20 protein-coding genes and 1 tRNA gene are annotated in these 22,191 nt (G+C 42.1%); 12 read left to right on the forward strand and 9 right to left on the reverse strand.

Features of this window, described 5'->3' with window-relative positions; translation table 11 throughout:
• Positions 1 to 1,005 (reverse strand): 1,2-phenylacetyl-CoA epoxidase subunit PaaA, encoded by a 1,005-nt coding sequence (paaA, locus tag GO495_RS27260; RefSeq protein WP_157303107.1) that lies wholly within the window; start codon positions 1,003 to 1,005, stop codon positions 1 to 3.
• A 63-nt stretch (positions 1,006 to 1,068) separates the two neighbouring features.
• Between paaA and GO495_RS27265 the strand changes: the two genes are divergently transcribed.
• Entirely contained in the window at positions 1,069 to 1,719 is a 651-nt protein-coding gene (locus GO495_RS27265) for a hypothetical protein (RefSeq protein ID WP_157303108.1), read from the forward strand.
• On the opposite strand, the gene GO495_RS27270 is transcribed toward GO495_RS27265, so the two are convergent.
• From GO495_RS27270 to GO495_RS27285, 4 genes are all read right to left on the reverse strand, one after another.
• Positions 1,716 to 2,612, reverse strand: a complete 897-nt coding sequence (locus GO495_RS27270; RefSeq protein WP_157303109.1) for a M28 family peptidase — start codon at positions 2,610 to 2,612, stop codon at positions 1,716 to 1,718. The genes GO495_RS27265 and GO495_RS27270 overlap by 4 nt on opposite strands.
• A 58-nt stretch (positions 2,613 to 2,670) precedes the next feature.
• A complete protein-coding gene (feoB, locus tag GO495_RS27275; RefSeq protein ID WP_170302732.1) occupies positions 2,671 to 4,806 on the reverse strand; it encodes a ferrous iron transport protein B in 2,136 nt (711 codons plus the stop codon).
• Positions 4,807 to 5,008: 202 nt separating this feature from the next.
• Positions 5,009 to 6,784, reverse strand: a complete 1,776-nt coding sequence (locus GO495_RS32475; protein ID WP_157303110.1) for a PspC domain-containing protein — start codon at positions 6,782 to 6,784, stop codon at positions 5,009 to 5,011.
• Between the two features lie 43 nt (positions 6,785 to 6,827).
• Positions 6,828 to 7,160, reverse strand: a complete 333-nt coding sequence (locus GO495_RS27285) for a PadR family transcriptional regulator (protein WP_157303111.1) — start codon at positions 7,158 to 7,160, stop codon at positions 6,828 to 6,830.
• A gap of 325 nt (positions 7,161 to 7,485) precedes the next feature.
• Between GO495_RS27285 and GO495_RS27290 the strand changes: the two genes are divergently transcribed.
• The 3 genes from GO495_RS27290 (at position 7,486) to GO495_RS27300 (ending at position 10,339) form a co-directional block, all read left to right on the forward strand.
• Positions 7,486 to 7,776, forward strand: a complete 291-nt coding sequence (locus tag GO495_RS27290; protein WP_157303112.1) for a hypothetical protein — start codon at positions 7,486 to 7,488, stop codon at positions 7,774 to 7,776.
• Between the two features lie 229 nt (positions 7,777 to 8,005).
• Positions 8,006 to 9,628 (forward strand): SulP family inorganic anion transporter, encoded by a 1,623-nt coding sequence (locus GO495_RS27295; protein ID WP_157303113.1) that lies wholly within the window; start codon positions 8,006 to 8,008, stop codon positions 9,626 to 9,628.
• A 30-nt stretch (positions 9,629 to 9,658) separates the two neighbouring features.
• Positions 9,659 to 10,339: a carbonic anhydrase family protein gene (locus GO495_RS27300; protein ID WP_157303114.1), complete on the forward strand. Its 681-nt coding sequence runs from the start codon at positions 9,659 to 9,661 to the stop codon at positions 10,337 to 10,339.
• A gap of 79 nt (positions 10,340 to 10,418) precedes the next feature.
• On the opposite strand, the gene GO495_RS27305 is transcribed toward GO495_RS27300, so the two are convergent.
• Genes GO495_RS27305 through GO495_RS27315 form a run of 3 tightly spaced genes read right to left on the reverse strand, consistent with a single transcriptional unit; the run spans position 10,419 to position 13,682 of the window.
• Positions 10,419 to 11,600 (reverse strand): methionine aminotransferase, encoded by a 1,182-nt coding sequence (locus GO495_RS27305; RefSeq protein WP_276611841.1) that lies wholly within the window; start codon positions 11,598 to 11,600, stop codon positions 10,419 to 10,421.
• A 14-nt stretch (positions 11,601 to 11,614) separates the two neighbouring features.
• Positions 11,615 to 12,706: a mannose-1-phosphate guanylyltransferase gene (locus tag GO495_RS27310; RefSeq protein WP_157303116.1), complete on the reverse strand. Its 1,092-nt coding sequence runs from the start codon at positions 12,704 to 12,706 to the stop codon at positions 11,615 to 11,617.
• Position 12,707: 1 nt separating this feature from the next.
• Positions 12,708 to 13,682, reverse strand: a complete 975-nt coding sequence (locus GO495_RS27315; RefSeq protein WP_157303117.1) for a KpsF/GutQ family sugar-phosphate isomerase — start codon at positions 13,680 to 13,682, stop codon at positions 12,708 to 12,710.
• 233 nt (positions 13,683 to 13,915) lie between these two features.
• Between GO495_RS27315 and recQ the strand changes: the two genes are divergently transcribed.
• From recQ to GO495_RS27355, 8 genes are all read left to right on the forward strand, one after another.
• Positions 13,916 to 16,117, forward strand: a complete 2,202-nt coding sequence (recQ, locus tag GO495_RS27320; protein WP_157303118.1) for a DNA helicase RecQ — start codon at positions 13,916 to 13,918, stop codon at positions 16,115 to 16,117.
• A 10-nt stretch (positions 16,118 to 16,127) separates the two neighbouring features.
• Positions 16,128 to 16,895 (forward strand): DUF3050 domain-containing protein, encoded by a 768-nt coding sequence (locus GO495_RS27325; protein WP_157303119.1) that lies wholly within the window; start codon positions 16,128 to 16,130, stop codon positions 16,893 to 16,895.
• A gap of 85 nt (positions 16,896 to 16,980) precedes the next feature.
• Positions 16,981 to 17,053: transfer RNA gene (locus GO495_RS27330), tRNA-Phe, on the forward strand.
• A 277-nt stretch (positions 17,054 to 17,330) separates the two neighbouring features.
• The gene (locus GO495_RS27335; protein ID WP_157303120.1) at positions 17,331 to 18,257 is read left to right on the forward strand and encodes a hypothetical protein; all 927 of its coding nucleotides are present in this window, start codon (positions 17,331 to 17,333) and stop codon (positions 18,255 to 18,257) included.
• Positions 18,254 to 18,526, forward strand: coding sequence for a hypothetical protein (locus tag GO495_RS27340; RefSeq protein WP_157303121.1), 273 nt, complete (start codon positions 18,254 to 18,256; stop codon positions 18,524 to 18,526). Before GO495_RS27335 ends, GO495_RS27340 begins: the two co-directional genes overlap by 4 nt.
• A gap of 1 nt (position 18,527) precedes the next feature.
• Positions 18,528 to 20,321 (forward strand): DUF2326 domain-containing protein, encoded by a 1,794-nt coding sequence (locus GO495_RS27345; protein WP_157303122.1) that lies wholly within the window; start codon positions 18,528 to 18,530, stop codon positions 20,319 to 20,321.
• Between the two features lie 25 nt (positions 20,322 to 20,346).
• On the forward strand, positions 20,347 to 20,616 hold the full coding sequence (locus GO495_RS27350; RefSeq protein ID WP_157303123.1) for a helix-turn-helix domain-containing protein: 270 nt from the start codon (positions 20,347 to 20,349) through the stop codon (positions 20,614 to 20,616).
• 74 nt (positions 20,617 to 20,690) lie between these two features.
• Positions 20,691 to 21,338, forward strand: a complete 648-nt coding sequence (locus tag GO495_RS27355) for a hypothetical protein (RefSeq protein WP_157303124.1) — start codon at positions 20,691 to 20,693, stop codon at positions 21,336 to 21,338.
• A gap of 14 nt (positions 21,339 to 21,352) precedes the next feature.
• On the opposite strand, the gene GO495_RS27360 is transcribed toward GO495_RS27355, so the two are convergent.
• Complete coding sequence (locus GO495_RS27360; protein WP_240915344.1) at positions 21,353 to 22,012, reverse strand: tyrosine-type recombinase/integrase; 660 nt, start codon at positions 22,010 to 22,012, stop codon at positions 21,353 to 21,355.
• Positions 22,013 to 22,191 lie beyond the last annotated feature (179 nt).

Here is a 22,191-nt window from a genome sequence, read left to right on the forward strand (position 1 = left end):
CTATGCCACGGGCATTGCCTTCTTCTCAAAAGTCCCTTCTTTCATAAGGGCTTTTCTGATCCAGCGGCCATGTTCTTCTGCCCATTTCCTTACATCAAGTCTTTCTTTATTACATGGCCCATTTCCTTTTATCACTTCAAAGAAAAGGTCCCAGTCGGGGTCTGAATATTCCCAGCGGCCGGTTTCCTCATTCTTATTCAGCAGGGGATCCGGTAAGGTAAGTCCGAGTTCACGGATCTTGGGTACATATGCCTCCAGGAACTGGTTGCGCATATCATCGTTACTCGCCATCTTCACTTTCCATTGCATCAGCTTTTCACTATGCCCGGAAACTTTATCCGGCGGGCCAAAGAAATGCATGATGGGCTGCCACCAGCGGTTAAGCGCATCCTGCAGCATTGCTTTCTGACCAGGAGTTCCTGTTGCCAGTTCGATAAAAGCATCATGCCCCTGTTTCAGGTGAAAGCTTTCTTCGTAACAGATGCGTTCCAGCGCCCGGCAATAAGGACCATAAGACCCTTTTGCATTGGCTACCTGGTTTACAATAGCAGCAGCATCTATCAGGAAACCTATTACAGTTACATCTGCCCAGGTTTCTGCAGGATAATTGAATACATTGGAATATTTGGATTTACCACTCAACAGATCGTTGATCATGGCTTCCCGGGATTTACCCAGCGTTTCTGCCGCATTATACAACAGTTGTCCATGGCCGATCTCATCCTGGACCTTGGCAATGAGCGCCAGCTTACGCTTGAAACCTGGTGCCCTGGTTATCCAGGTGCCTTCAGGCAATGCTCCTATAACTTCGGAATGTGCATGCTGTTCGATCAGCCGGATCAGCTGTCTGCGATATTCTGCCGGCATCCAGTCGCCGGGTTCTATTTTTTCCCCATTGGCTATCCGCATTTCAAATGCCGCCAGTTTTTCAGGATCGTCATGCAACTGCTCTTCCCGCTGTTGCACCCTGTTGGGCTCTTCGAAGATATATCCGCCACCGTACATAGTGCGATTGTTTTGGTAACCCGTAAGTTACGAAAAATGTATCTTTAAATACATTTAGACGATATGTTTTTGCCACTTCGCACCATATTGTATTGTTGCCTGCTACCGGTGTTAACGGCAACCCAGCCGTCTCATATAAAACCCGTAACACAGGTAATAAAAGTGACGTTTCTGCCTGACAGGCGGCCGGAAAACCCAAACTCGGACAGTCTGTTCTATCATACTTCCAGAAAACTACGCTGGTCGGATTTCAAAGCCATTCCTCCCATGCGCAGTAAAAGCGCGGCCGTTAGTTATACCAGTTTTGCCTATGAAGGAAACAGCCTGCATAAAAAAGATACTTTATTACTGAATCTTACCCTGCAGGTCTTCTTCATAAAAAGCGCTTCCTGGTCGAAGCCCATTGTTATGGATGCCGTCGGGCTGGCTCATGAACAGTTACATTTTGATATCACCTGGCTGGTAGCATTGCGTTTTCAACAGCGCATAAAGACGATGCCTCTTACAATAGAAGACTATGACAGCATTATTCAGTATCAGTACCTGGAGTCTTTCCGGGAGATGAACCGTTTACAGGAAGCTTATGATGACGAAACCAATCATGGGCAAAACCCGGCAGCGCAGGCGAAATGGCAGCATATAATAGCTGAAGCCATTACCATATTAACAATGGATGGCGCAATTACCGGTTCAATTCCTTTTGCCAGTATTTAAATCCCATTATCCGCAGCCAGTATTACTTTTAAAACACGCTGGGTTGCCTGGTAATAAAAAGAAGGCTGGATATGTTCAAACTCATCAGATAACTGATGATAATCCGGATGATCTTCCACGCCAAAATATAAAGCAGGGATCTTCATCTTATAAAATTCATAATGGTCGCTCTGGTTAATCCAGTTCTGTGCGCCATCTTCTTTATGGTCGTGTCCGGAGAGTAGTTTCACGTTCCCGTCCGGGGACAGGTCTACATATTTTTTCAACTGGGGGAACTGGTTAAGTCCGCATACATACAGTTCATTTTTATCATTACGACTCACCATGTCCATATTAATATTCAGGACCATTTGGGTTACCGGTACAGGGGGCTGTTTCAAAAATGCCTTCGCACCCTGTAAGCCTTCTTCTTCCCCGTCAAAAGTGACAATGAGCAGTGTATGTTCAGGAGTATGTTTTTTAAAATAAGCGGCTATTGCCAGTAAGGCCCCTACGCCCGAGGCATTATCATCAGCACCATTATATATACTATCTTTACCGGCCTGTTCTTTTTTGATTCCCAGGTGATCATAGTGGGCAGATACTACGATAATGGAATCTGTCTTCCCCTTGATATAACCAAAGAGATTAGTGCCCATGGTTTGCTTCTCGCCCTCAGAGAAAAAGAAAGGATACTCAAAAGTATTGTGGTAAGGTTGGATACCGATTTGCTTAAAACGGTCTTTCAGGTAGAACTGTGCCATACGGCTTCCCTTGCTGCCTGTGCGGCGGCCTTCAAACTTATCAGAAGAAAGTGTACGGATATCCTTTATTAATTGCAGGGAATCTATAGAAGATTGGGCTTGTGCTGTAAACCCCATAAAGAGAAATAAACAAACGGGTAGTATTTTCATGCCTTATGATTGACTATTGCAATATAAGGTATTTCCCTGCGTCTGCATTTCGCAACGCCTATTTAAATAACTGGAAAGCAAGCAGACTAAAACCATAAGCAAGGGTTGTCATATAGAGAAACTGTATGACAGGATATTTCCAGGATTTCGTTTCCCGCTTCACTATCGCCAGCGTACTCATACACTGCATAGCAAAAGCATAGAACAGCATCAGGGATAATCCACTGGCCAATGTATATACCGGGCGGCCATCTCTCCAGGTAGCGCCGCTCATTTTCTGCCGGAGAGTAGCATCATTATCTTCCGGGTTTTCCCCTACGCTGTACAATGTAGCCATTGTGCCTACAAACACTTCACGTGCAGCAAAGGACGTAATCAGTGCGATACCTATTTTCCAGTCGAACCCAAGCGGGCGGATAGCCGGTTCAATAGCATGACCTAATATACCGGCATAGGAATTAGCCAGTTTCTCTGATTCCTTTTCTCTTTGCAGCTCATCTTTTTGTGCAGGATTGGCGGTTGTAAGCTGTTCATATCTTTTATCAACCGCATGCATTTTCTCTGTAGGTCCATAACTGGCTAGAAACCAGAGAATCACGGAAATGACCATGATCACTTTACCGGCGTCTGTGATAAAGATCTTAGCTTTTTGTACCATGGTAGTGCCCACATTCTTCCAGCGGGGAGCCCGGTACACAGGCAGCTCCATAATAAAATAGCTCTTTTCCTTAATAGCAATGAAGAACTTCATGATGGCAGCAATGACCAATGCCATTACAAATCCTAAAAGATACAGGCCCATCATTACCAGGCCCTGCAAATTGAGGATGCCAAGGAATGGTTTATTGGGAATCACCAGTGCGATCATTATAGTATAAATGGGCAGGCGGGCAGAGCAACTCATTAAAGGAGTGATCATAATGGTGATCAGACGTTCCTTTCGGTTCTCAATATTACGCGTAGCCATAATAGCCGGGACTGCGCAGGCCACCCCACTGATCAGGGGCATTACGGATTTACCGTTAAGGCCCACCTGGCGCATCAGTCTGTCCGTGAGGAAACTTATACGGGCCATGTAACCGGTATCTTCCAGGATGGTGATAAACCCGAAAAGGATCATGATCTGCGGAACAAATACTGCAATTCCGCCCAATCCCGCAATAATCCCTTTCACCAGGATATCTGTTAACTGGCTTTCGGGCAGGATATCTGTCAGCTTGCCGCTCAATGCGCCAAAGGCGGCTTCTATCCAATCCATAGGAAAGGATGCCAGCCAGAAAATGCTCTGGAACATGATGAACATTACACCCATCAGGATAGCATATCCCCAGAAACGGTGCAACAGGAGATTGTCCAGCTTTTCTGTCTGTAACTGTTTTTGTAACGGATCGGCTTCCACCACCGCTGTCTTCATAATATGTTTAATGCGGGCATATCGCTGCATGATCTCTTCTGCCTGCACTTTGGTCTTATTGAAGTGATATTCCTGGATAGCGTTGGTAATGGCCAGTTTTTGTCCGCCGTTCAGGAATTGCAGTTCCTGGTAATTAACAGCCATGTGCAGGGCCGCATAATCACTACGGGTAGTTACGAATTGTTTGACCACCTGTATTACTTCCGGCGCCAGCGTACGGCTGTCTATAAAATCACGGGGAGGGGCCGCATGTTTTTCTCTGGCGAGCAGCTCTATCGTTTTCTTCAGTTCTGCGAGTCCTTTGTTCTTACGGGGATTGATAATCACTACTGGAACGCCCAGTTCCCTTTCCAGGCCGGCCTCATCGATTTCCACACCCTTTTTACGGGCAATGTCCATCATGGTAAGCCCGATAATTACTGGTATTTTAAGGTCTATGATCTGGGAGCAAAAGAGAAGGTTCCGTTTCAGGTTGGCCGCATCGGCAATGATCAGGATCATATCCGGCTGTTCTCCGTTAGGGTTTACCAGCACGTCGTAGGTTACAAATTCGTCGGCACTTTTAGGATACAGGCTGTAGGTTCCCGGCAGGTCAATGATATTGGCGTGCAGATTGGCAGAGATATTGGCACTACCTGTTTTTTTATCAACTGTTACTCCCGGAAAATTACCCACTTTCTGGTTGAGGCCAGTCAATGCATTAAACAGCGAACTTTTCCCACTATTCGGATTTCCTACCAGCGCAATATTAATCGATGCGTTTTTTGTTGCCTGCAGCATTCCTTATCCTTATCCTGATAAAACGATTAAAAAAGCAAAACTATGAATTAATACGGGAGGGTAGTGATCGTATCCGGAAAAAGTTCTGCGGAGACTATTTTAAATGAAAAACCACGGTAAAAACCGTGGTAATTTTCATTTCTTTAACTATTGAACTTATTGTGATAAACATGTTTGATCAGCAACTGACTACATCCATTCATCACTTAATCAGGTCGTACAGACTATTGAAAACGACATCAATATCCATTTCTGTGTCTTTTGCTGGTTTCGGATGGTCTTTACTATCCTCTATAGGTGTGGTATTCTGTTGTTCATGACTTTTATAATGATAACTATTATTGTCCAGAGAATCTTTTGACTCTTTCAACCCCTCCTTATTGACGTTCTTTTCTATGTGGATGCTATTAACCCCGTCTGTGGTCATCGTCCATTCTATATGTCCATGGTTATCATCATCATACTCATCATCCATGCTATTCCCGTTTCTGTCCCTGATGAAATGATAGTGATCGTATACATCATTATCAACATCGATCTTTTTGCCTACCGGAACCCTGATGATTACAACAAGACGCTGACCACGGTATTTGGAATTCCGGGGAATTGAAAACCCTGACGGCATATACAGAATTGAATCCTGCTGTGTAATCTGGAAACTGATTTGCTGTGCCAGCATTCTCGCCTGAGAGATATTCCTACCGCGGGAAGTACGCTGTACTTCAACCTGGAAGCTATCATTAGGGCTCTTTTCCATTTTAATCCGCACGTCTCCAATAATCACTGTATCCTCTGTCATTCGAAGGTTTCCGTCGAAAAAGCCCATATCATCCACATCAACGATGTCCTCTCCTCTCTTAAGGACGAGCTTTCCGTTAGAAGGTTGCATGATTGAAATTTTTTCTTTTACAGGATAACCATAACCGGCCCTGAAGTCCTTCCCGACAGACACAACAAGCAGTATCGTACCGAATACGCCTATCAGCCATAAAAAGCTAAGGGTGTATCCTACGTAACGGTTCGTTTCCCTTATCCCGGTCAACTTGCGTATGAAGAATACGATCAACCCTACGATCGGAACTCCGATCACTAAAAACAGGGTTGGCCAGAAGATCAGGTTTTGTAAGGTGCCTGACAGTAACAGGTCTTTCAGCGGGAAAAGGACCGGAGAAGCCACTGCGATCATGATTCCTGTGACAAACAATACCAGCAGGATAATGGCAGCAAAGAAATAAAAGAAGCCTTTAGTCAGGAATACGATTGCTTTTGCCAATCCTCCTACGAGGTTACGGAAAAAGCGTTCTATATCATTACCAACTTGTCTTCCCCGGCCCTGAGAAAAATTTCGCACGTCCTCCCCTACATTCTTCAGGTGACTTTTCATGGCGTTGATTTCGTCCTGAACAGTAGCCTTTATATTGTTAACGTCTATGCGTTCTCCTCTCATTTCCAGTTTTTCCGTAGCGGTATTCGCTTCGGGAGTAGCCATCCATAATATGAAGTAGATGAGGATACCGGTACCAAAACCACCTACAGCCAGTAAAGCAAAGATAATTCTGAAGATAACCGGGTCTACGTTCAGGTAAGCACCCAGCCCACCACATACACCACCCAGTACTTTACTATCCGGATCGCGGTAAAGACGTTTACGCGGGCGGGGCTTATCAAATAAAGACTCCTGTGCGAAATCCTTTGTTTGCGTGCCGGTATCTGATACGCCGTCAAACTGCTCCGGGGTACCCATGGCAGATTTCATCGCCTGTACATCCTCATCGGTAATACAATGAGCGCCTTTCTTCAATGTGTCCTGGAATAATTCTGCTATACGGCTTTCAATGTCTCCTACAATCTCATCAGCTCCTTCTTCACGGGCAAAGTACCGCTTCAGACTGTCCAGATACTGCCGCAATATCTCATATGCGCTATCCTCAATGGGAATAAGGCGGCTGGCCAGGTTTATGTTAATAATCTTTTTCATTTGCTGATCAATGTTTAATTAAGGTTTTGGTATTTGGATGGATTTATTCTTTGTTACTCGTGAGCTGATGGACCGCATTGGCCAGCTCGTTCCAGGTTGTTTCCAGTTCTTTGTAGAAGTTTTCCCCTTTCTCTGTCATGGAAAAATATTTACGTGGGGGCCCCGAGCTGCTTTCTACCCATCTGTACGTCAGTAACTCTGCGTTTTTCAATCTTGTTAGCAGCGGGTAAAGGGTTCCCTCGAGGGTGTCCAGCTTTGCTTCTTTCATTTTTTCAATAATGTCTGAAGGATAAGCCTCGCCTTGCTTGATCACAGAAAGAATGCAGAATTCCAGCACCCCCTTTCTCATCTGTGATTGTGTGTTATCTATGTTCATGGCAAGTGAGCTTTATTAAAAACATATAAAACATTGGTGTTTGATAATTACAATACAAAGATAGAGAAAACATACTACTATGCAATACACAATACCATAGAAAGCAAAATAACTTGCTTAGAACATTACCAGAAATTCAGAGGTGTTGAGGCCACCATTGGTCATCCTGAGTCATTTTTACTAACATAAGTAGCATTGGGCGATTGTGATGAGCGGTCATATATCATGATGGAATGAACCGGTTTAGTTGTTCCAACCTGTTTTAACATTTTTTTAATCCGTATATTTACCAAAGTGAATCAGGCTTGCATACTTTTGTAACAACATGATGAAAAAGGTTTTAGGCATATTTCTTCTGGTACTGATGAGTACACAACTCCTTCCAATAAAGGAGATGGGAAGATTATTGTTTAACAACCAGATTGTTGAAGAACATCCGGTAGATGGTTGCAATGACGTCGTTAAACTTGCTAAAGAACTAAAGTTCTTAAAGATATACGATGCCTCTCTCCAATATGCACCATCATTGTTCCTGACCAATACTCATTACAATTTCTTTGCAGAAATTCCCCTGGGCCCTGCAAGAGAGATCCACTGCCCTCCTCCCAATTGTTAATCTGTTTGTAGTCTTTTAAACAACATTCATTTATTCTGCATGCATGCGCATGTGATTGTCATTATCTGTTTATAGGCTATAAACTACTACCTGTGGGTGCATACCTTTCGTATGTCGCCTGTTTCTCTATTTCTTTTTATTAATTAATTAGTGTCCGCAGGACTTTGCTTTACCACGTTAGCGAACAGGTATAGCTATGCCCTGTCGGAACAGTCAATTCCTTTGTACTATGAGTAAGCCATCTGTTTTTGCCAATATAAAAAGTGATTTTTCTTCAGGTCTTGTTGTATTCCTGATAGCCGTTCCATTATGCCTGGGTATCGCCCTGGCTTCCGGAGCTCCATTATTTTCCGGTATGATTGCCGGGATAGTAGGTGGTATTGTAGTAGGTGCGCTAAGCGGATCACAACTGAGTGTAAGCGGTCCTGCTGCCGGTCTTACTGCCGTAGTATTAACGGCCATCACCAAGCTGGGCGCATTTGATGTGTTCCTGCTGGCGCTGGTAATAGGAGGAGCTATGCAGCTGCTGTTGGGAATAATAAAAGCCGGTACAGTAGCCAACTACTTTCCCTCCAATGTGATCAAGGGTATGCTTTCGGCTATCGGTATCATCATCATATTAAAACAATTGCCCCATGCTTTCGGATATGATGCAGGTGGTATGACTGACGATGATAACAACCAGATTGCCTTATTATCAATATTGAGTCATGTTCATCCCGGTGCAATATTAATTACGGCCATCTCCATACTGATCATTCTTTACTGGAGCAAAATACCTAAAGCGGGGATTATCCCTTCAGCACTGGTAGCTGTGATTGTAGGGGCCGGACTGAATGCGCTGTTCATTTCCATCGGTAGTCCGCTGGCAATTGCCCCGTCTCATCTTGTAAGTCTTCCGATACCGGATAGCTTCAATGCTTTTATCGGGCAGTTCACCACTCCAAACTTCAGCGCTATTGGTAATAAGGAAGTATGGATCACTGCCGCAACAATAGCAATTGTTGCGTCTGTAGAAACACTGCTGAACGTAGAGGCAACGGATAAACTGGATCCGCTGAAAAGGTATACTTCACCTAACAGGGAACTAAAAGCACAGGGTATCGGTAATATCGTGAGCGGATTAATTGGTGGCCTACCCATCACCTCTGTGATTGTACGCTCTTCCGCCAATATCAATGCAGGCGGTAAATCCAAACTGTCTACAATTGCACATGGTTCATTACTGCTGATATGTACGGCACTGATCCCGGTATTGTTAAACAAAATACCGCTGGCCACCCTGGCAGCGGTGTTACTGGTGACCGGCTACAAACTGTGTAAGATTTCCATATTCACAGAAATGTTTAAAAATGGTAAGTACCAGTGGGTTCCCTTCCTGGTAACCGTGATTGCAATCGTATTTACAGATCTGCTGATCGGTATCGCACTGGGTATGACTGTTAGCGTTTTCGCCATATTAAGAGGTAATATCAAGAGTTCTTACTTTTTCCGCAAAGAAAAATACAAGAACGGGGACAGTATCCGCCTGGAACTGGCAGAGGAAGTTTCCTTCCTGAACAAAGCCAGCATTCTCCTTACCCTCGATCATATGCCCGAAAATACAACCGTGATCATTGATGCCGGTAAAACAACCTATATAGACTTCGACGTGCTGGAAAGCATTCGTGAGTTTAAGGATGTAAAAGCGCCACAGAAAAACATCCTTGTTGTACTGAAAGGATTCAAGGAAGCGTACAAGATCGCTAATACAGATGATGCAGGGCATGAGGCCGCATTAAGAAGCGGACATGTCCACACAATTTCGACTGGTAATCACAAACAATTGTTGAAAGAGTTGCAATTAAATTAATTGTTCATTCATCTCCTTAAAATGAAAAAAATGAAAACATTAAATAAGATATCACAGAAATCTATCTCTCCTGAAGATGCGCTGAATTTACTCAAAAAAGGTAATGCCCGTTTTGTGGATAACCTGCAACTGCATCGTAACCTGCTGGAACAGGTGAACGATACCCGCGACGGTCAATGGCCAATGGCCGCCATAGTGAGTTGCATGGATTCCCGTACTTCTGCAGAACTGATATTCGACCAGGGACTGGGAGATGTTTTCAGCATCCGTTTGGCAGGTGCTGTCATTTCTGATAATGTATTGGGAAGCCTGGAATATGCATGTAATGTTGCCGGCTCTAAATTCATAGTGGTACTTGGGCATAGCAAATGTGGCGCTATCAAGGGTGCATGTGATAAGGTAGAAATGGGTAATCTTACAGGTTTGCTGAATAAGATCACACCTTCTGTGTATGCAGAAAAAACGATTAAACACAACAGAACATCCAGCAATCCTGAATTTGTAGAGGCAGTAACACATATCCACACGGAACGTTCTGTACAGGCTATCATGGAACAGAGTCACATCCTGCGCAATATGATCCTGAATGGTGAAATAGGCATTGTGGGCGCTTTATATGATGTGGAAACAGGAGTAGTGACATTCCTGGAGAATACCCTTGTTATAGGCAGGGAAAACTTCAGGGAACAGCACGAAGCTATTGCTGTTTAGGGCTGAACAAACGAACAAGCTACGCTTGTAGTCATATACAAAGGATAAGCCGCTCTTTTTCTGGAGCGGCTTTTTCGTTTTATATCTTTCTCAGTCTTTCTACAGCCTTTTCCAATGTTTCTGTTCTCTTCGCAAAACAGAAGCGTACCACATGATCGTCTTTCCCTTCCTGGTAAAATGCGGATACCGGGATACTGGCGACTCCAAACTCTTTTGTAATTCTTATGGTAAAATCTTTATCCCCTTCATCAGAAATACGGTCATACCGCATTAGCTGAAAATAACTACCACATGATTGTAAAGGCGTAAACCGGCTGTCTGCCATCAATTGCAGGAAATGGTCCCGTTTCTGTTGAAAAAATGCCGGCAGGGAAAGGTAATGTTCAGGGGTTTTCAGGAATCCGGTTATACCATACTGCATGGGAGTATTCACAGAGAAACACAGATACTGATGCACCTTACGGTATTCCTGCATCAGGTGAGCCGGCGCCACACAGTAGCCCATCTTCCAGCCTGTGATATGAAATACTTTTCCAAAAGAGAAGGTTACAAAGCTATTGCGGAACAACGCCGGGTAACGCAGTATACTAAGATGTTTTGCACCATCGTATACCAGGTGTTCATATACTTCATCTGATAATATTAAGATGTTAAACTCTGTGACCAGTTTTTCCAGTTCCTGTATATCTGCTTCCGTTAAAATACTGCCGGTAGGATTATGAGGCGTATTCAGCATAATCATTTTTGTACGGGGAGTGATCCGGCTTCGCACAAGTTGCCAGTCGATATGATAATCAGGATAAGAAAGCGGGATCAGTACCGGTACACCACCGTTCACCAGTACATTTGGAATATAGCTATCATAGGCCGGTTCAAAAATGATCACTTCATCACCAGCACTAATACACGTGGCTATCGCTGTAAAAATAGCGTAGGTACCTCCGGGTGTAATTGTAATTTCTGTATCGGGGTTTACGTTTTGTCCGTAAAGATTGCTGATCTTTTCTGCTATTGCTTCCCGTAATGGCATAATGCCTGGCATGGGGGCATATTGATTATGGCCTTGTTCCATGGCTTCATTTACCAGTTGCTTTAATATTTCGCTGCAATCAAAATCGGGGAAACCCTGTGAGAGATTAATGGCTTTATGTTGTGCCGCCAGGGCAGACATGACAGTGAAGATGGTAGTTCCTACATTCGGTAGTTTGGACATAATCAGTTGCGAATTATTAAATCTGTTCCTGAAATTAATAATTCGCAACTAATCCGCCTTATTTAAAGGTATTTTTCTCCTTTATTTCGTTTTACTTCTGCTACGTACTCTTTGATCTGTTGCTCGTTTTCCTTTTTACAGATCAGCAGCACATCTGTAGTATCCACTACGATGAATTCGTCCAGTCCCTGCACGACCAGTAGTTTATCCTGCGGTGCTTTTATCATACAGTTGGTAGCATCTACCAGCATTACATTCTTTCCCTGCACAGCATTACCTGAATCATCTCTTTCCAGGTTCTCGTAGGCAGAAGCCCAGGTACCCAGGTCACTCCATCCGAAGTTGGAAGGGATCACATATACATTATCCGCTTTTTCCATAATTCCATAGTCAATGGAGATATTAGAGCATTGCGGATAAATTGTTTCTATTGCTTTCTTTTCTTCCGGCGTATTTAATACCGGCACACTTTGTTCAAACAGCTCGTCTATTTCCGGCAAATATGTTTTGAATGCAGCGATGATGGTTTTTACATTCCACACGAAAATGCCGGCATTCCAGAGGAAGTCGCCACTTTGCAGGAATGTTCTGGCCAGCTCCAGGTCGGGCTTTTCGGTAAAGGTCTTTACCGGGTAAACATTATCCGCTACCTGTTGTGTTTCGTGCTGTATATATCCATACCCGGTATCAGGGCGTGTTGGCTTTATGCCAAGTGTAACCAGCGCACTATGCTTTTGCACGAACATCAGCGCGTTCAGGCAGGTGGTCGTAAAAGACATTGGGTCCATAATAAGATGATCCGCCGGCGCACAGATAATGTTTGCCCTGGGGTCCTGTTTATGGATCTTATGAGAAATATATGCAATGCAGGGTGCAGTATTTTTACGGGAAGGTTCACTTACAATATTCTCTACCGGCAGACCAGGAAGTTGTTCCTGTACTTTCGAAATATAGTGCTGGTGAGTAACTATGAAAATGTTTTCCTGTGGAATGAATTGTAAAAACCGCTCAAAGGTCCATTGCAATAATGTTTTTCCCGTATTGAGAATGTCCAGAAACTGTTTGGGGTAATCTGTACGGCTATAGGGCCAGAACCGGCTCCCTATTCCCCCGGCCATTATGGCCACATAAAAATGCCTGTTCACATTTGTCATCTCAAATAATTCCTTCCCTGATTAAATCATGTAAATGAATGATACCAATATATCGTTTATCTTCCAAAACCAATAGTTGTGTAATATCATGCTGGCGCATCATTTCGAGCGCATTGATAGCCAGTTCATCCTTCTGAATAGTTTTCGGATGCGTAGACATGATATTTTTTGCGGTAACGCTGCTTGCCGGGATTTCCTTTTCCAACATACGGCGTAAATCACCATCTGTGATAATACCAGCTAACACTCCATCTTTATCCAGCACCGCAGTTACTCCCAGCATGCCGGAGGAGATATTCACAATTACCTCTTTCAAGGTACTTTCCAGTTGCACATGTGGAGCCTGATGCTGCCGGCTAAGGTCTCCCACCTTCAAATATAGTTTTTTACCCAGTGTTCCACCAGGATGAAACTTTGCAAAGTCTCCTGCCGTAAAGCCATGCCACTCTATTAAGCATACAGCCAGGGCATCGCCCATTGCCAGTTGAGCCGTAGTGCTGGTGGTAGGCGCCAGGTTATTAGGACAAGCCTCCTGGGTCACAGTAGTATCCAGGATCAGATCTGCTTCACGCGCCAGGAAAGATGAAGCGTTCCCTACCATGGCAATCAGCTTGTTACCGAAGTTCTTTACCAATGGCACTAATACCTTGATTTCCGGGGAGTTTCCGCTTTTTGAGATACAGAGGATAATATCTTCTTCCTGAATCATTCCCAGATCTCCGTGAATGGCGTCTGCAGCGTGCATGAAGGATGCAGGTGTTCCCGTGGAATTAAGCGTAGCAACTATCTTCTGTCCAATGATCGCACTCTTCCCAATACCGGTGATTACCAGACGGCCAGGGCAATGAGCTATCAGCTCCACTACCTGCTCGAAATCAGCGTTTATGTACTGCTGTAAATCATCTATTGCCTCAGCTTCGAGCCGGAGTGTCCGCTTTGCTACCTCCGCTATATTTATGACCGTTCTGTTTTTCATTAGCATCACAAAGTTAACTAGGATTCAGGAGATTAAATCGAATGTATTGCCTAAATTTATAATAGATATGTTTCTTTCTTATATCCTAAAAAGCTGTTAAGACATCTATTCGGGATAAATTTAATTGCGGGGCAGTGCATTTTTAGCTAACTTCGTGTCCCCTAAAAAACACATAAACAATATCCATAATTTGTTACTTTTCTTTAGAGTTTATTGTTTAAATATTGAATGCAATGGCTGTTGTAAAGGTAAGTTTGATAGATGCATTAAAGGAACACTTTGGGTTTGATTCCTTCAAAGGAAATCAGGAAATCATCATCAAGAATATTCTTGCCGGTAAAGATACTTTTGTTATTATGCCAACTGGCGGGGGTAAATCCCTATGTTATCAATTACCGGCATTGATGAGTCCTGGCTGTGCGCTTATTGTTTCTCCGCTGATTGCTTTAATGAAAAACCAGGTAGATCTGGTTCGTTCATACAGCAGCAAGGACAATGTGGCACATTTTTTAAATTCAACCCTGTCCAAAGCACAGATAAAGAAAGTACGGACCGACCTGACCTCTGGTAAGACCAAGATGCTGTATGTAGCACCTGAGACGCTTACCAAACAGGAAAACCTGGACTTTTTCAAGGAACTGGATATTTCATTTATCGCCGTGGATGAGGCGCACTGTATTTCAGAATGGGGACATGATTTCCGTCCTGAATACCGTCGTTTAAAGGAAATGATAGAACAGATCAACGGAGATCTTCCTATTATCGCCCTTACCGCCACAGCTACCCCCAAGGTACAAAGCGATATCGTGAAGAACCTGGAACTCCGGGACCCCCAGATCTATCTGTCGTCTTTTAACAGACCCAATCTTTATTACGAGATCCGTCCCAAACGCAAAAAAGATCAGACCATCCGTGAGATCGTCAAGTTCATCCACTCGCATAAAGGTAAAAGTGGTATTATATATACCCTGAACCGGAAAACGACAGAAGAGCTGGCAGATATGCTGATGGCCAACAATATTAAAGCGGTGGCCTACCATGCCGGACTGGACTCCAATACCAGGGCTATGCGCCAGGACCAGTTCCTGCACGAAGATGTAGACGTGATCGTGGCCACTATTGCCTTTGGTATGGGTATAGACAAGCCGGATGTGCGCTTCGTTATACACTACAACATTCCCAAGAGCCTTGAAAACTACTACCAGGAAACTGGTCGTGCCGGTCGTGATGGCCTTGAAGGCATTTGCGTTTGCTTTTATTCATATAAGGATGTGCAGAAACTGGAACACCTCATGCGGGATAAACCCCTTAGTGAGCGTGAAATGGGGGCACAACTGATCAATGAAACGGTTGCCTACGCAGAAAGTTCTGCCTGCCGCAGAAAAGTGATCCTCCACTATTTTGGTGAAAAGTATGAAGAAGGGAATTGTAATGGAGCCTGCGATAACTGCCGTAATCCAAAAGAGAAGATAGAAGTAAAGAACCGGGTAGTAATTGTACTGAAAGCGATCCGCTCCCTGGAAGAACGCTTTGGCAGCGACTATGTGGTGAGTGTAATCACCGGTAAGGCTAATCCCCAGATCGCTACTTTCCAGCATAATCTGCTGGAGGTATTTGGTGAAGGGAAAGAGTTTGATGCTCACTTCTGGAATTCCCTTATCCGGCAGATGATGCTGGAAGACCTGATAGAAAAGGATATTGAAGAATATGGCCTGCTGAAGATTACAGAGAAAGGCCATGCGTTCCTGAAAGAACCTTACAACATCATGGTATCGCTGAATCATCAGTTTGATGAAGAAGCCGGAGAAGAGGAAGAAATAGCTGCTGAAGCCCAGGCTTCTGCGGATGTTGTGCTGGTTGAGATGCTGAAGGAACTGCGTAAAAAAGTAGCCAAAGAAAAGAATCTGCCTCCGTTTGTCATCTTCCTGGAAACTTCCCTGGAAGACATGGCCACTCAATATCCTACTACTGTACAGGAACTGGAAAAGATCCAGGGTGTAAGTAAAGGAAAAGCAATTCGTTACGGTAAGCAATTCGTAGATGTTATCTCTAAATACGTAGAGGAAAATGATATTGTAAAGCCGGACGACTTCGTGATGAAGAGTGTGGTGAACAAGAGCGGTCTTAAAGTATTTATCATTCAGAACATCGACAGAAAGATGCCATTGGAAACCATTGCCAAGAACAAGGAACTAACAACTTCCCAGCTTCTGGACGAAATGGAAACTATTGTAGCCAGTGGTACCAAACTGAACCTGGATTATTGTCTTGATGAAGAACTGGACGATTATGCGCAGGAAGAGATAATGGAATACTTTAAAGGATGTGAAACATCCAGTCTTGCACTTGCACGTGAAGAATTATCCGATGGTGATTATACGCTTGAACAATTGAAGCTGATGCGTATTAAGTTCCTGGTTGTATATGGCAACTAATTTTTTTTAGATGAACGGGATTCAACAAATAAAAGAAACGATAGCTCCCGTAAGGGAAACCATAGTAACACACCCTCTTTACAGTCACATGCAATGCATGGACGATATCAGGGTATTCATGCAGTATCATGTTTTTGCCGTTTGGGACTTCATGTCCCTGCTTAAATCTTTACAGCTACACCTTACCTGTACCAGCGTTCCCTGGATTCCCGTAGGGAGTGCGGCTACACGTTTCCTGATCAATGAAATAGTTACAGGAGAGGAAAGCGATGTGGCGCCGGACGGCACAAGGGTAAGTCATTTTGAACTTTACCTGCAGGCGATGGAACAGGCAGGGGCAGATGCACAGGGGATCCGCAATTGCATTCTTCAGATTCAACAGGGACATTCCCTGGCTTCGGTAATAGCATCTTTACCTTCTGCTGCCAAGTCATTTGTACAATATACATTTGATCTGATCGCTAATGCTCCCGTACATGTTCAGGCTGCCGTATTTACTTTCGGCCGGGAAGACCTGATTCCGGATATGTTCCTCGCACTGGTAAATGACCTTGATAAACAATTCCCCGGACAGATCAGTCTTTTCAAATATTACCTGGAAAGACATATAGAAGTGGATGGAGATCATCATAGTCATTTAGGTATGGAAATGGTACAGGAACTGTGTGGGAACGATGCACAGAAATGGGCAGAAGCGGCAGAGGCGGCAAAGATTGCGCTGGAAAAAAGACAGGCTTTATGGAACGGTATTCTGGATGAAATTAATGTTCCTGTATAAATTTGATCGAAGAATATTTGGAAGTTAATATTGAATTTTATTATCTTTGCAATCCCTTCACAGGAAGGGGCTTAAAAAATAAGATGGTGCGGTAGCTCAGTCGGTAGAGCAAAGGACTGAAAATCCTTGTGTCGGCGGTTCGATCCCGCCTCACACCACCTGATAGTAAAGGCTTTGAGAGGAAACTCTCGAAGCCTTTTTCTTTTGGGTACAACATAGGTACAACAATTCCTGTTTTCGTTTTCTTGACTGTCGTGTTAAGGAAATCATTAATTTAGCTAGGAAATTGCTTTACCAAAGTAATGGAATTCTATACCCTTTCACAATAAGTCTGCTTTTATTAGAATAGCCCCCCTTTTCAGCAGAAAAGATTATCCTGTTCCGATAAAACTCATCAAGTGAAGCAAAATTTTCGTTCTTCATAAGGCAAAAAAAATGGATAATTCGCTTAAAGCTAGTATTGAAGCACTGATTAGAGCCAAAAGAGGCTTTGAATTTGAAGCGCTAATCAGTGAAATTCATTTGATTCAGTATGGCTCTGATGGATTTCAACCTACCAGAGAAAGAAAAGATGATGGAGCTGAAGGTATTATACTTAGCTCCAAAACCGTCATCGCCGCTTATGGGCCTGACGCCTATGATGAGAAGAGGTTTCTTAAAAAAGTAAATGATGATTTTGATGATTTTCTAAATAAATGGGCTGCTGAAAATCCAAACTGGAAAATGCACTATAACGGTTCTCTTGCTCCGGAGCAAATTCGTATTTCTGAAACATTAAAATCAAAAGCGGCTTCCAAGCAAATAACTGTGAATATTATTTTGGTCAAAGGAGTTGATCAAATTATGCAGTTAGTAGAAGAAGAATTTTCAAATAAACAGCAAAGACAATTAGCAACATATTTAGGCGTCGCCAAAGAGCTTATAATATTTGATCATATCCGCTCAATAATTGATGACTTAATTCGAGGCATAGAAATTGACCCTGAAAATATCCGCTATGATCTAAAAATTGATATAGAAGAAAAAATCAATCTCAATTACACCCCCGAAGATGCCATTTTGGCATCGGAGGAATATCAAGATTTTGTAGTGAATGGAACTTTAAAAAAAATATGGGGTATTTTATCGACATATGAGAATGAAGAAATAAACTCTCTTAAAATGCGCATCAAAAGAGAGTTTAACAATTTGACAGGAACATTTAAGGATAAGCTGAATAGATTGACGGAAAGTTATTTGAATAAATATTCCAGTGGCCAAGATGACGATTTTGAGTATTTTACAAGAGCTTTACTCGTGTATTCTTTTGAGCAATGTATGATTGGAGACAAAATCAAATCAGAAGAAAAACAAGCGCCATGATTCGTCCACATCCTGAAAGTGACTTACAATTGAATGTAATGGTCTTAGGATCAAATGTTATCACATTGCTTAAATCTAAAAGCAAAAATGGGGATTATATTCTTTTAGAAAATATAATAAACGACTTTTTAAAAGCAGATAAGAAAAGAACTCCTGATTTGTTTATATATACATTATTGTTTCTTTACTCTATCGGCCTCATAGATTATAAAGGTTATAAAATAAAACTTACGCCGAATTTAGAGAAACATCCAAATTTATTTGATTGACATGCTAACAAGGCTTCACTCTGAAACAAATCTATTGGTTCAAAATATAACCTTTGAGCCTGGCATAAATATAATTTACGGCAAATATTCTGGTTCAAAAGAGGCAAGAGGCATAAACGGCATTGGAAAGTCCTCATTAGTTAGGCTAATAAACTTTATGCTTCTAAGTGATTCTGCCGAAAGGGAGTTTAATAAACCCAAATACAACTTCCTTAGAGATGAGAACCACTCCCTTACTTTAGAATTCAAAATTGACAATAATCCATATTTTGTTCGTCGTCATTTTAATGATGTTGAAGTAATTTATTTTGGTTCTGATATTCTTCAGTTGGCTGAATATTCTAAATCGGAGCTGCTTCTTGTTTTTTCCAGCCTATTATTCCCTGTTGAGAACAACGAAGTTTATATTGAAGGGAATAGGTTTAGAACTCTGATGCAGTTCTTTATTAAGGATGATATCCAAAATAAGGGAAGGAAAGATGCAACCAATTTTTTCAGCTTCACACCAAGCGCCGCCGATAAGGCTGCATATAACTTTTACCTTTTAGGGCTTCCTACGAAAAACATCCTTTCATTCAATGAAATTTCAAAGGAATACAAGAAGTATTCAGAGGCATTGAATACATATGAAGAAAAACTAAGAAATGAAGGTGGACACACCGTTGAAGAATACAGATCAGAAAAGCTGCGTATTAAAGCAAATATTGACACTTTGAGAAGCCGTCTGAAGGGATATGATTTTAAGGAGTCACATAAAGAAGTTGAAAAACAATTATCAGACGTGATTTCTAAGATAAACGATAAGTCACAGGAATTTCATTCGCTTAGCCAAAAGTTGAAAAATATCAAAGAATCATATCAACTGAGTTATGATATAGACACTAAACACATTCGTAAAATTTATAATGAGGTTTTAGAAACCTTTGGTGACGCCGTTAAAAAGACATTGGATGAAGTAAATCAGTTTAAAGCAGACATTCTTGGAAACAGGAACAAATTTCTTGTAAACAAGGAGAAAGAACTTCAAGCTTCTATTGATGCTGTTTTTAAACAACTGTCGATACTTGAGGCAGAAAGAACCAAATTGCTTAAAACTCTTCATGAGCGGGGGGTACTAGACAAATTGGAGTCAACTTATGAGGAGCTAATGAAAGAGCAAGCCTCATTTGAAAAACAAAATCAAATTTTAATCCAGGTCGATGAATTTAACAGAATTTTGTCTGATCAAGAAATCGTATTGAGTCAAGTTAAGAAAGATATTTCCGATGACGTTTCGAAGGCAGAGAACAGTCTAAATGAACTTAGACAATTATTTATAGAAATATTGAACTCGGCTATTTTTATGGGCGATGAAGATGCTTCTGGTTATTTCGATGTTGCCATTGACCATAAGAGCAAAAAAACATCCCTTCCATTCAAAATCGATGTTAATATTCCAAAATCAAGTTCGGTAGGGCAAGAGGTTTTGAAAATTATTGCTTATGATTTAATGATCTTCATTAATTCTATCACAAATAAGCGCGCACTCCCTGACTTTCTTATACATGATGGCGTTTTTCACGGTATGTCACATAAAACAATGGTGAATATTCTAAATTATATTTACCGAACTCATCTTACTCTTTATGAAAAGAAAAATTTTCAGTATATCGTTACGTTTAGTGAAGATGAAATTGAAGTGCCGATAGATAAAAAAGATTTGTATGGTGAATTTGCTTTCCCTTTTAGTGATAAAAAAATAATTGAACTTGAGGATATTGAAAGCAAAATGCTTTTCAAAAGAGATATAAGATAAAAATCCCAGTTTATAATATTTGTCTATGGAAGTGATCTGCCTTGAAGATGCAGCCTTTTATACCTTGATTGAAACCGTGGTGGAGCGGATAAAAGAGAAACTAAGTACCACCGAAGATAAATGGATCGGCGGCGAGGAAGCGATGCGCAAACTGCGGATCACCAGCAAGACAACGTTGCAGAAGCTCCGCGACGAAGGAAAAATCCGTTTCAGCCAACCAGAGAAGAAGATTATCCTGTATGATGTGGATTCAATTAATGAGTACCTAGAAGAACACGCAAAAGAGAGATTTTAATAGAAAAGTGCGTTAGAACCGTGTGCTGTAATCCAATAAAGTACTTCTTTTCGATCCTTCTTAAATGAGATAAAATGCTATCAAACATTCTTCAAATACAGGATTTAAGAACTTTATTCCCAGATGTACGGGAAAGATCTTTTTTACAGAAAAAGGATCTTTATATAATCCAGCAAAATTATAACGACAAATTGCACGCCCTAGGATTACATCAATGGGATCGAATTTGCGAATGGGGCCCTGCAAAAGTAGAGAAATTTGCAATTGCTGAATATGCGAGGACAGGAAAGCCAGGAATTATAGCGGCCATCGATGATTTGATTAGTGCCCCATTGGTCATTGATATTATCTATCACCACTTTACTGTTGAAAGGAACGGCAGAGATATGACTGTTGCAGAAATAATGATAGCCCACTTATATCCCAATGAGCTTCATCTTTCTGATGTGGAGTTCAGTAATCCTGATAAACCATTACCTCCAAATAAACAACGAAGATACCAAGAATTTGAAGGGTTGGGGTTACTCAAACCGACAATTCAAGGGCTTTTGCAAACAGCCCGTGATTTAAATTGTCGTGCTTTAACGCTTACGGCCGCCGATCTTGGACTAATGAAATTATTCACAACACTTGGCTTCAGTATTTCGGATACATTTATTGGTCGTCGCTGTAAAGCGAATAGCAATATTACGGAAGGGTTTCCAATGGAAATTCGCTTGTAATATTCTCTTATACGTTACAGGTTTTTATTTTTCAATTCTTCTATAAAAACATCATCTAAGTATGTTGCATAAGTTTGCATCATTTCAGTCCGTTGCTTAAGGAATTGCGCTCGATCATACGCCCGATCCGTACTGCTTTTAGGTACATGCGCTAATTGCCTATCCGCGATCTCATGGGAATACCCCAACTTTTCTTTCAGAATACCTAATGCAAGCGATCTAAAGCCGTGTCCTGTCATTTTTCCAGTGTAACCCATCCGCCCAAGGGCCACGAGTATCGTTCCATTGCTCATGTGTTTTTTGTGACGGTAAAAACCGGGAAACACATATTCGCTTTTCCCGTTCATCTGCTTTAATTCTTCAAGAATGCGAGTAGCTTGCTTTGAAAGCGGCACAAGGTGGGGAGAACGCATTTTCATGCGTTCGGCAGGAATGATCCACAATGCTTTATCAAAATCAATCTCCGTCCATTTAACCTGAATAAGCTCTTTCGTGCGGACAAAGGTCAAAAACATAAGACGAATGGCTAGATATGTTTGCCTCGTTAACCGTCCCTGGTAGTTATGGAGATCAATCAAAAACTTTGGAAACTTGTCTACGGATAATGATGCAAAGTGGCCACGCTTGTACTTTTTCAGTGCTACTTCAACCCCATGGCTTGGGTCAGATTCCATTCGTGCGGTTACGATGGCATATTTGAATATATGGCTAAGCAGTCGCAATATCTGTCTATAACGGTGATGATGGGCCAGTTAAAACGGAGGATACTGGGCCAGGTATTTCGGGAGTCATTGGGCCACTTTCCATATGCAATAATAAGAGTTTAAGTTAATCAGTTCAACTGTTTTTTCTT

Source organism: Chitinophaga oryziterrae, assembly GCF_009758125.1.
GTDB classification, from domain to species: Bacteria; Bacteroidota; Bacteroidia; order Chitinophagales; family Chitinophagaceae; genus Chitinophaga; species Chitinophaga oryziterrae.

Excerpts from the sequence above, each read along its gene's own strand:
- GO495_RS27360 (WP_240915344.1), bottom strand. The coding sequence starts at position 22,012 with ATGGAATCTGACCCAAGCCATGGGGTTGAAGTAGCACTGAAAAAGTAC.
- feoB (WP_170302732.1), bottom strand. The coding sequence starts at position 4,806 with ATGCTGCAGGCAACAAAAAACGCATCGATTAATATTGCGCTGGTAGGA.
- GO495_RS27335 (WP_157303120.1), top strand. The coding sequence starts at position 17,331 with ATGGATAATTCGCTTAAAGCTAGTATTGAAGCACTGATTAGAGCCAAA.
- GO495_RS27310 (WP_157303116.1), bottom strand. The coding sequence starts at position 12,706 with ATGACAAATGTGAACAGGCATTTTTATGTGGCCATAATGGCCGGGGGA.
- GO495_RS32475 (WP_157303110.1), bottom strand. The coding sequence starts at position 6,784 with ATGAAAAAGATTATTAACATAAACCTGGCCAGCCGCCTTATTCCCATT.
- recQ (WP_157303118.1), top strand. The coding sequence starts at position 13,916 with ATGGCTGTTGTAAAGGTAAGTTTGATAGATGCATTAAAGGAACACTTT.
- GO495_RS27345 (WP_157303122.1), top strand. The coding sequence starts at position 18,528 with ATGCTAACAAGGCTTCACTCTGAAACAAATCTATTGGTTCAAAATATA.
- GO495_RS27265 (WP_157303108.1), top strand. The coding sequence starts at position 1,069 with ATGTTTTTGCCACTTCGCACCATATTGTATTGTTGCCTGCTACCGGTG.
- GO495_RS27290 (WP_157303112.1), top strand. The coding sequence starts at position 7,486 with ATGATGAAAAAGGTTTTAGGCATATTTCTTCTGGTACTGATGAGTACA.
- GO495_RS27340 (WP_157303121.1), top strand. The coding sequence starts at position 18,254 with ATGATTCGTCCACATCCTGAAAGTGACTTACAATTGAATGTAATGGTC.
- GO495_RS27325 (WP_157303119.1), top strand. The coding sequence starts at position 16,128 with ATGAACGGGATTCAACAAATAAAAGAAACGATAGCTCCCGTAAGGGAA.
- paaA (WP_157303107.1), bottom strand. The coding sequence starts at position 1,005 with ATGTACGGTGGCGGATATATCTTCGAAGAGCCCAACAGGGTGCAACAG.
- GO495_RS27270 (WP_157303109.1), bottom strand. The coding sequence starts at position 2,612 with ATGAAAATACTACCCGTTTGTTTATTTCTCTTTATGGGGTTTACAGCA.
- GO495_RS27285 (WP_157303111.1), bottom strand. The coding sequence starts at position 7,160 with ATGAACATAGATAACACACAATCACAGATGAGAAAGGGGGTGCTGGAA.
- GO495_RS27355 (WP_157303124.1), top strand. The coding sequence starts at position 20,691 with ATGCTATCAAACATTCTTCAAATACAGGATTTAAGAACTTTATTCCCA.
- GO495_RS27300 (WP_157303114.1), top strand. The coding sequence starts at position 9,659 with ATGAAAACATTAAATAAGATATCACAGAAATCTATCTCTCCTGAAGAT.
- GO495_RS27350 (WP_157303123.1), top strand. The coding sequence starts at position 20,347 with ATGGAAGTGATCTGCCTTGAAGATGCAGCCTTTTATACCTTGATTGAA.
- GO495_RS27315 (WP_157303117.1), bottom strand. The coding sequence starts at position 13,682 with ATGAAAAACAGAACGGTCATAAATATAGCGGAGGTAGCAAAGCGGACA.
- GO495_RS27295 (WP_157303113.1), top strand. The coding sequence starts at position 8,006 with ATGAGTAAGCCATCTGTTTTTGCCAATATAAAAAGTGATTTTTCTTCA.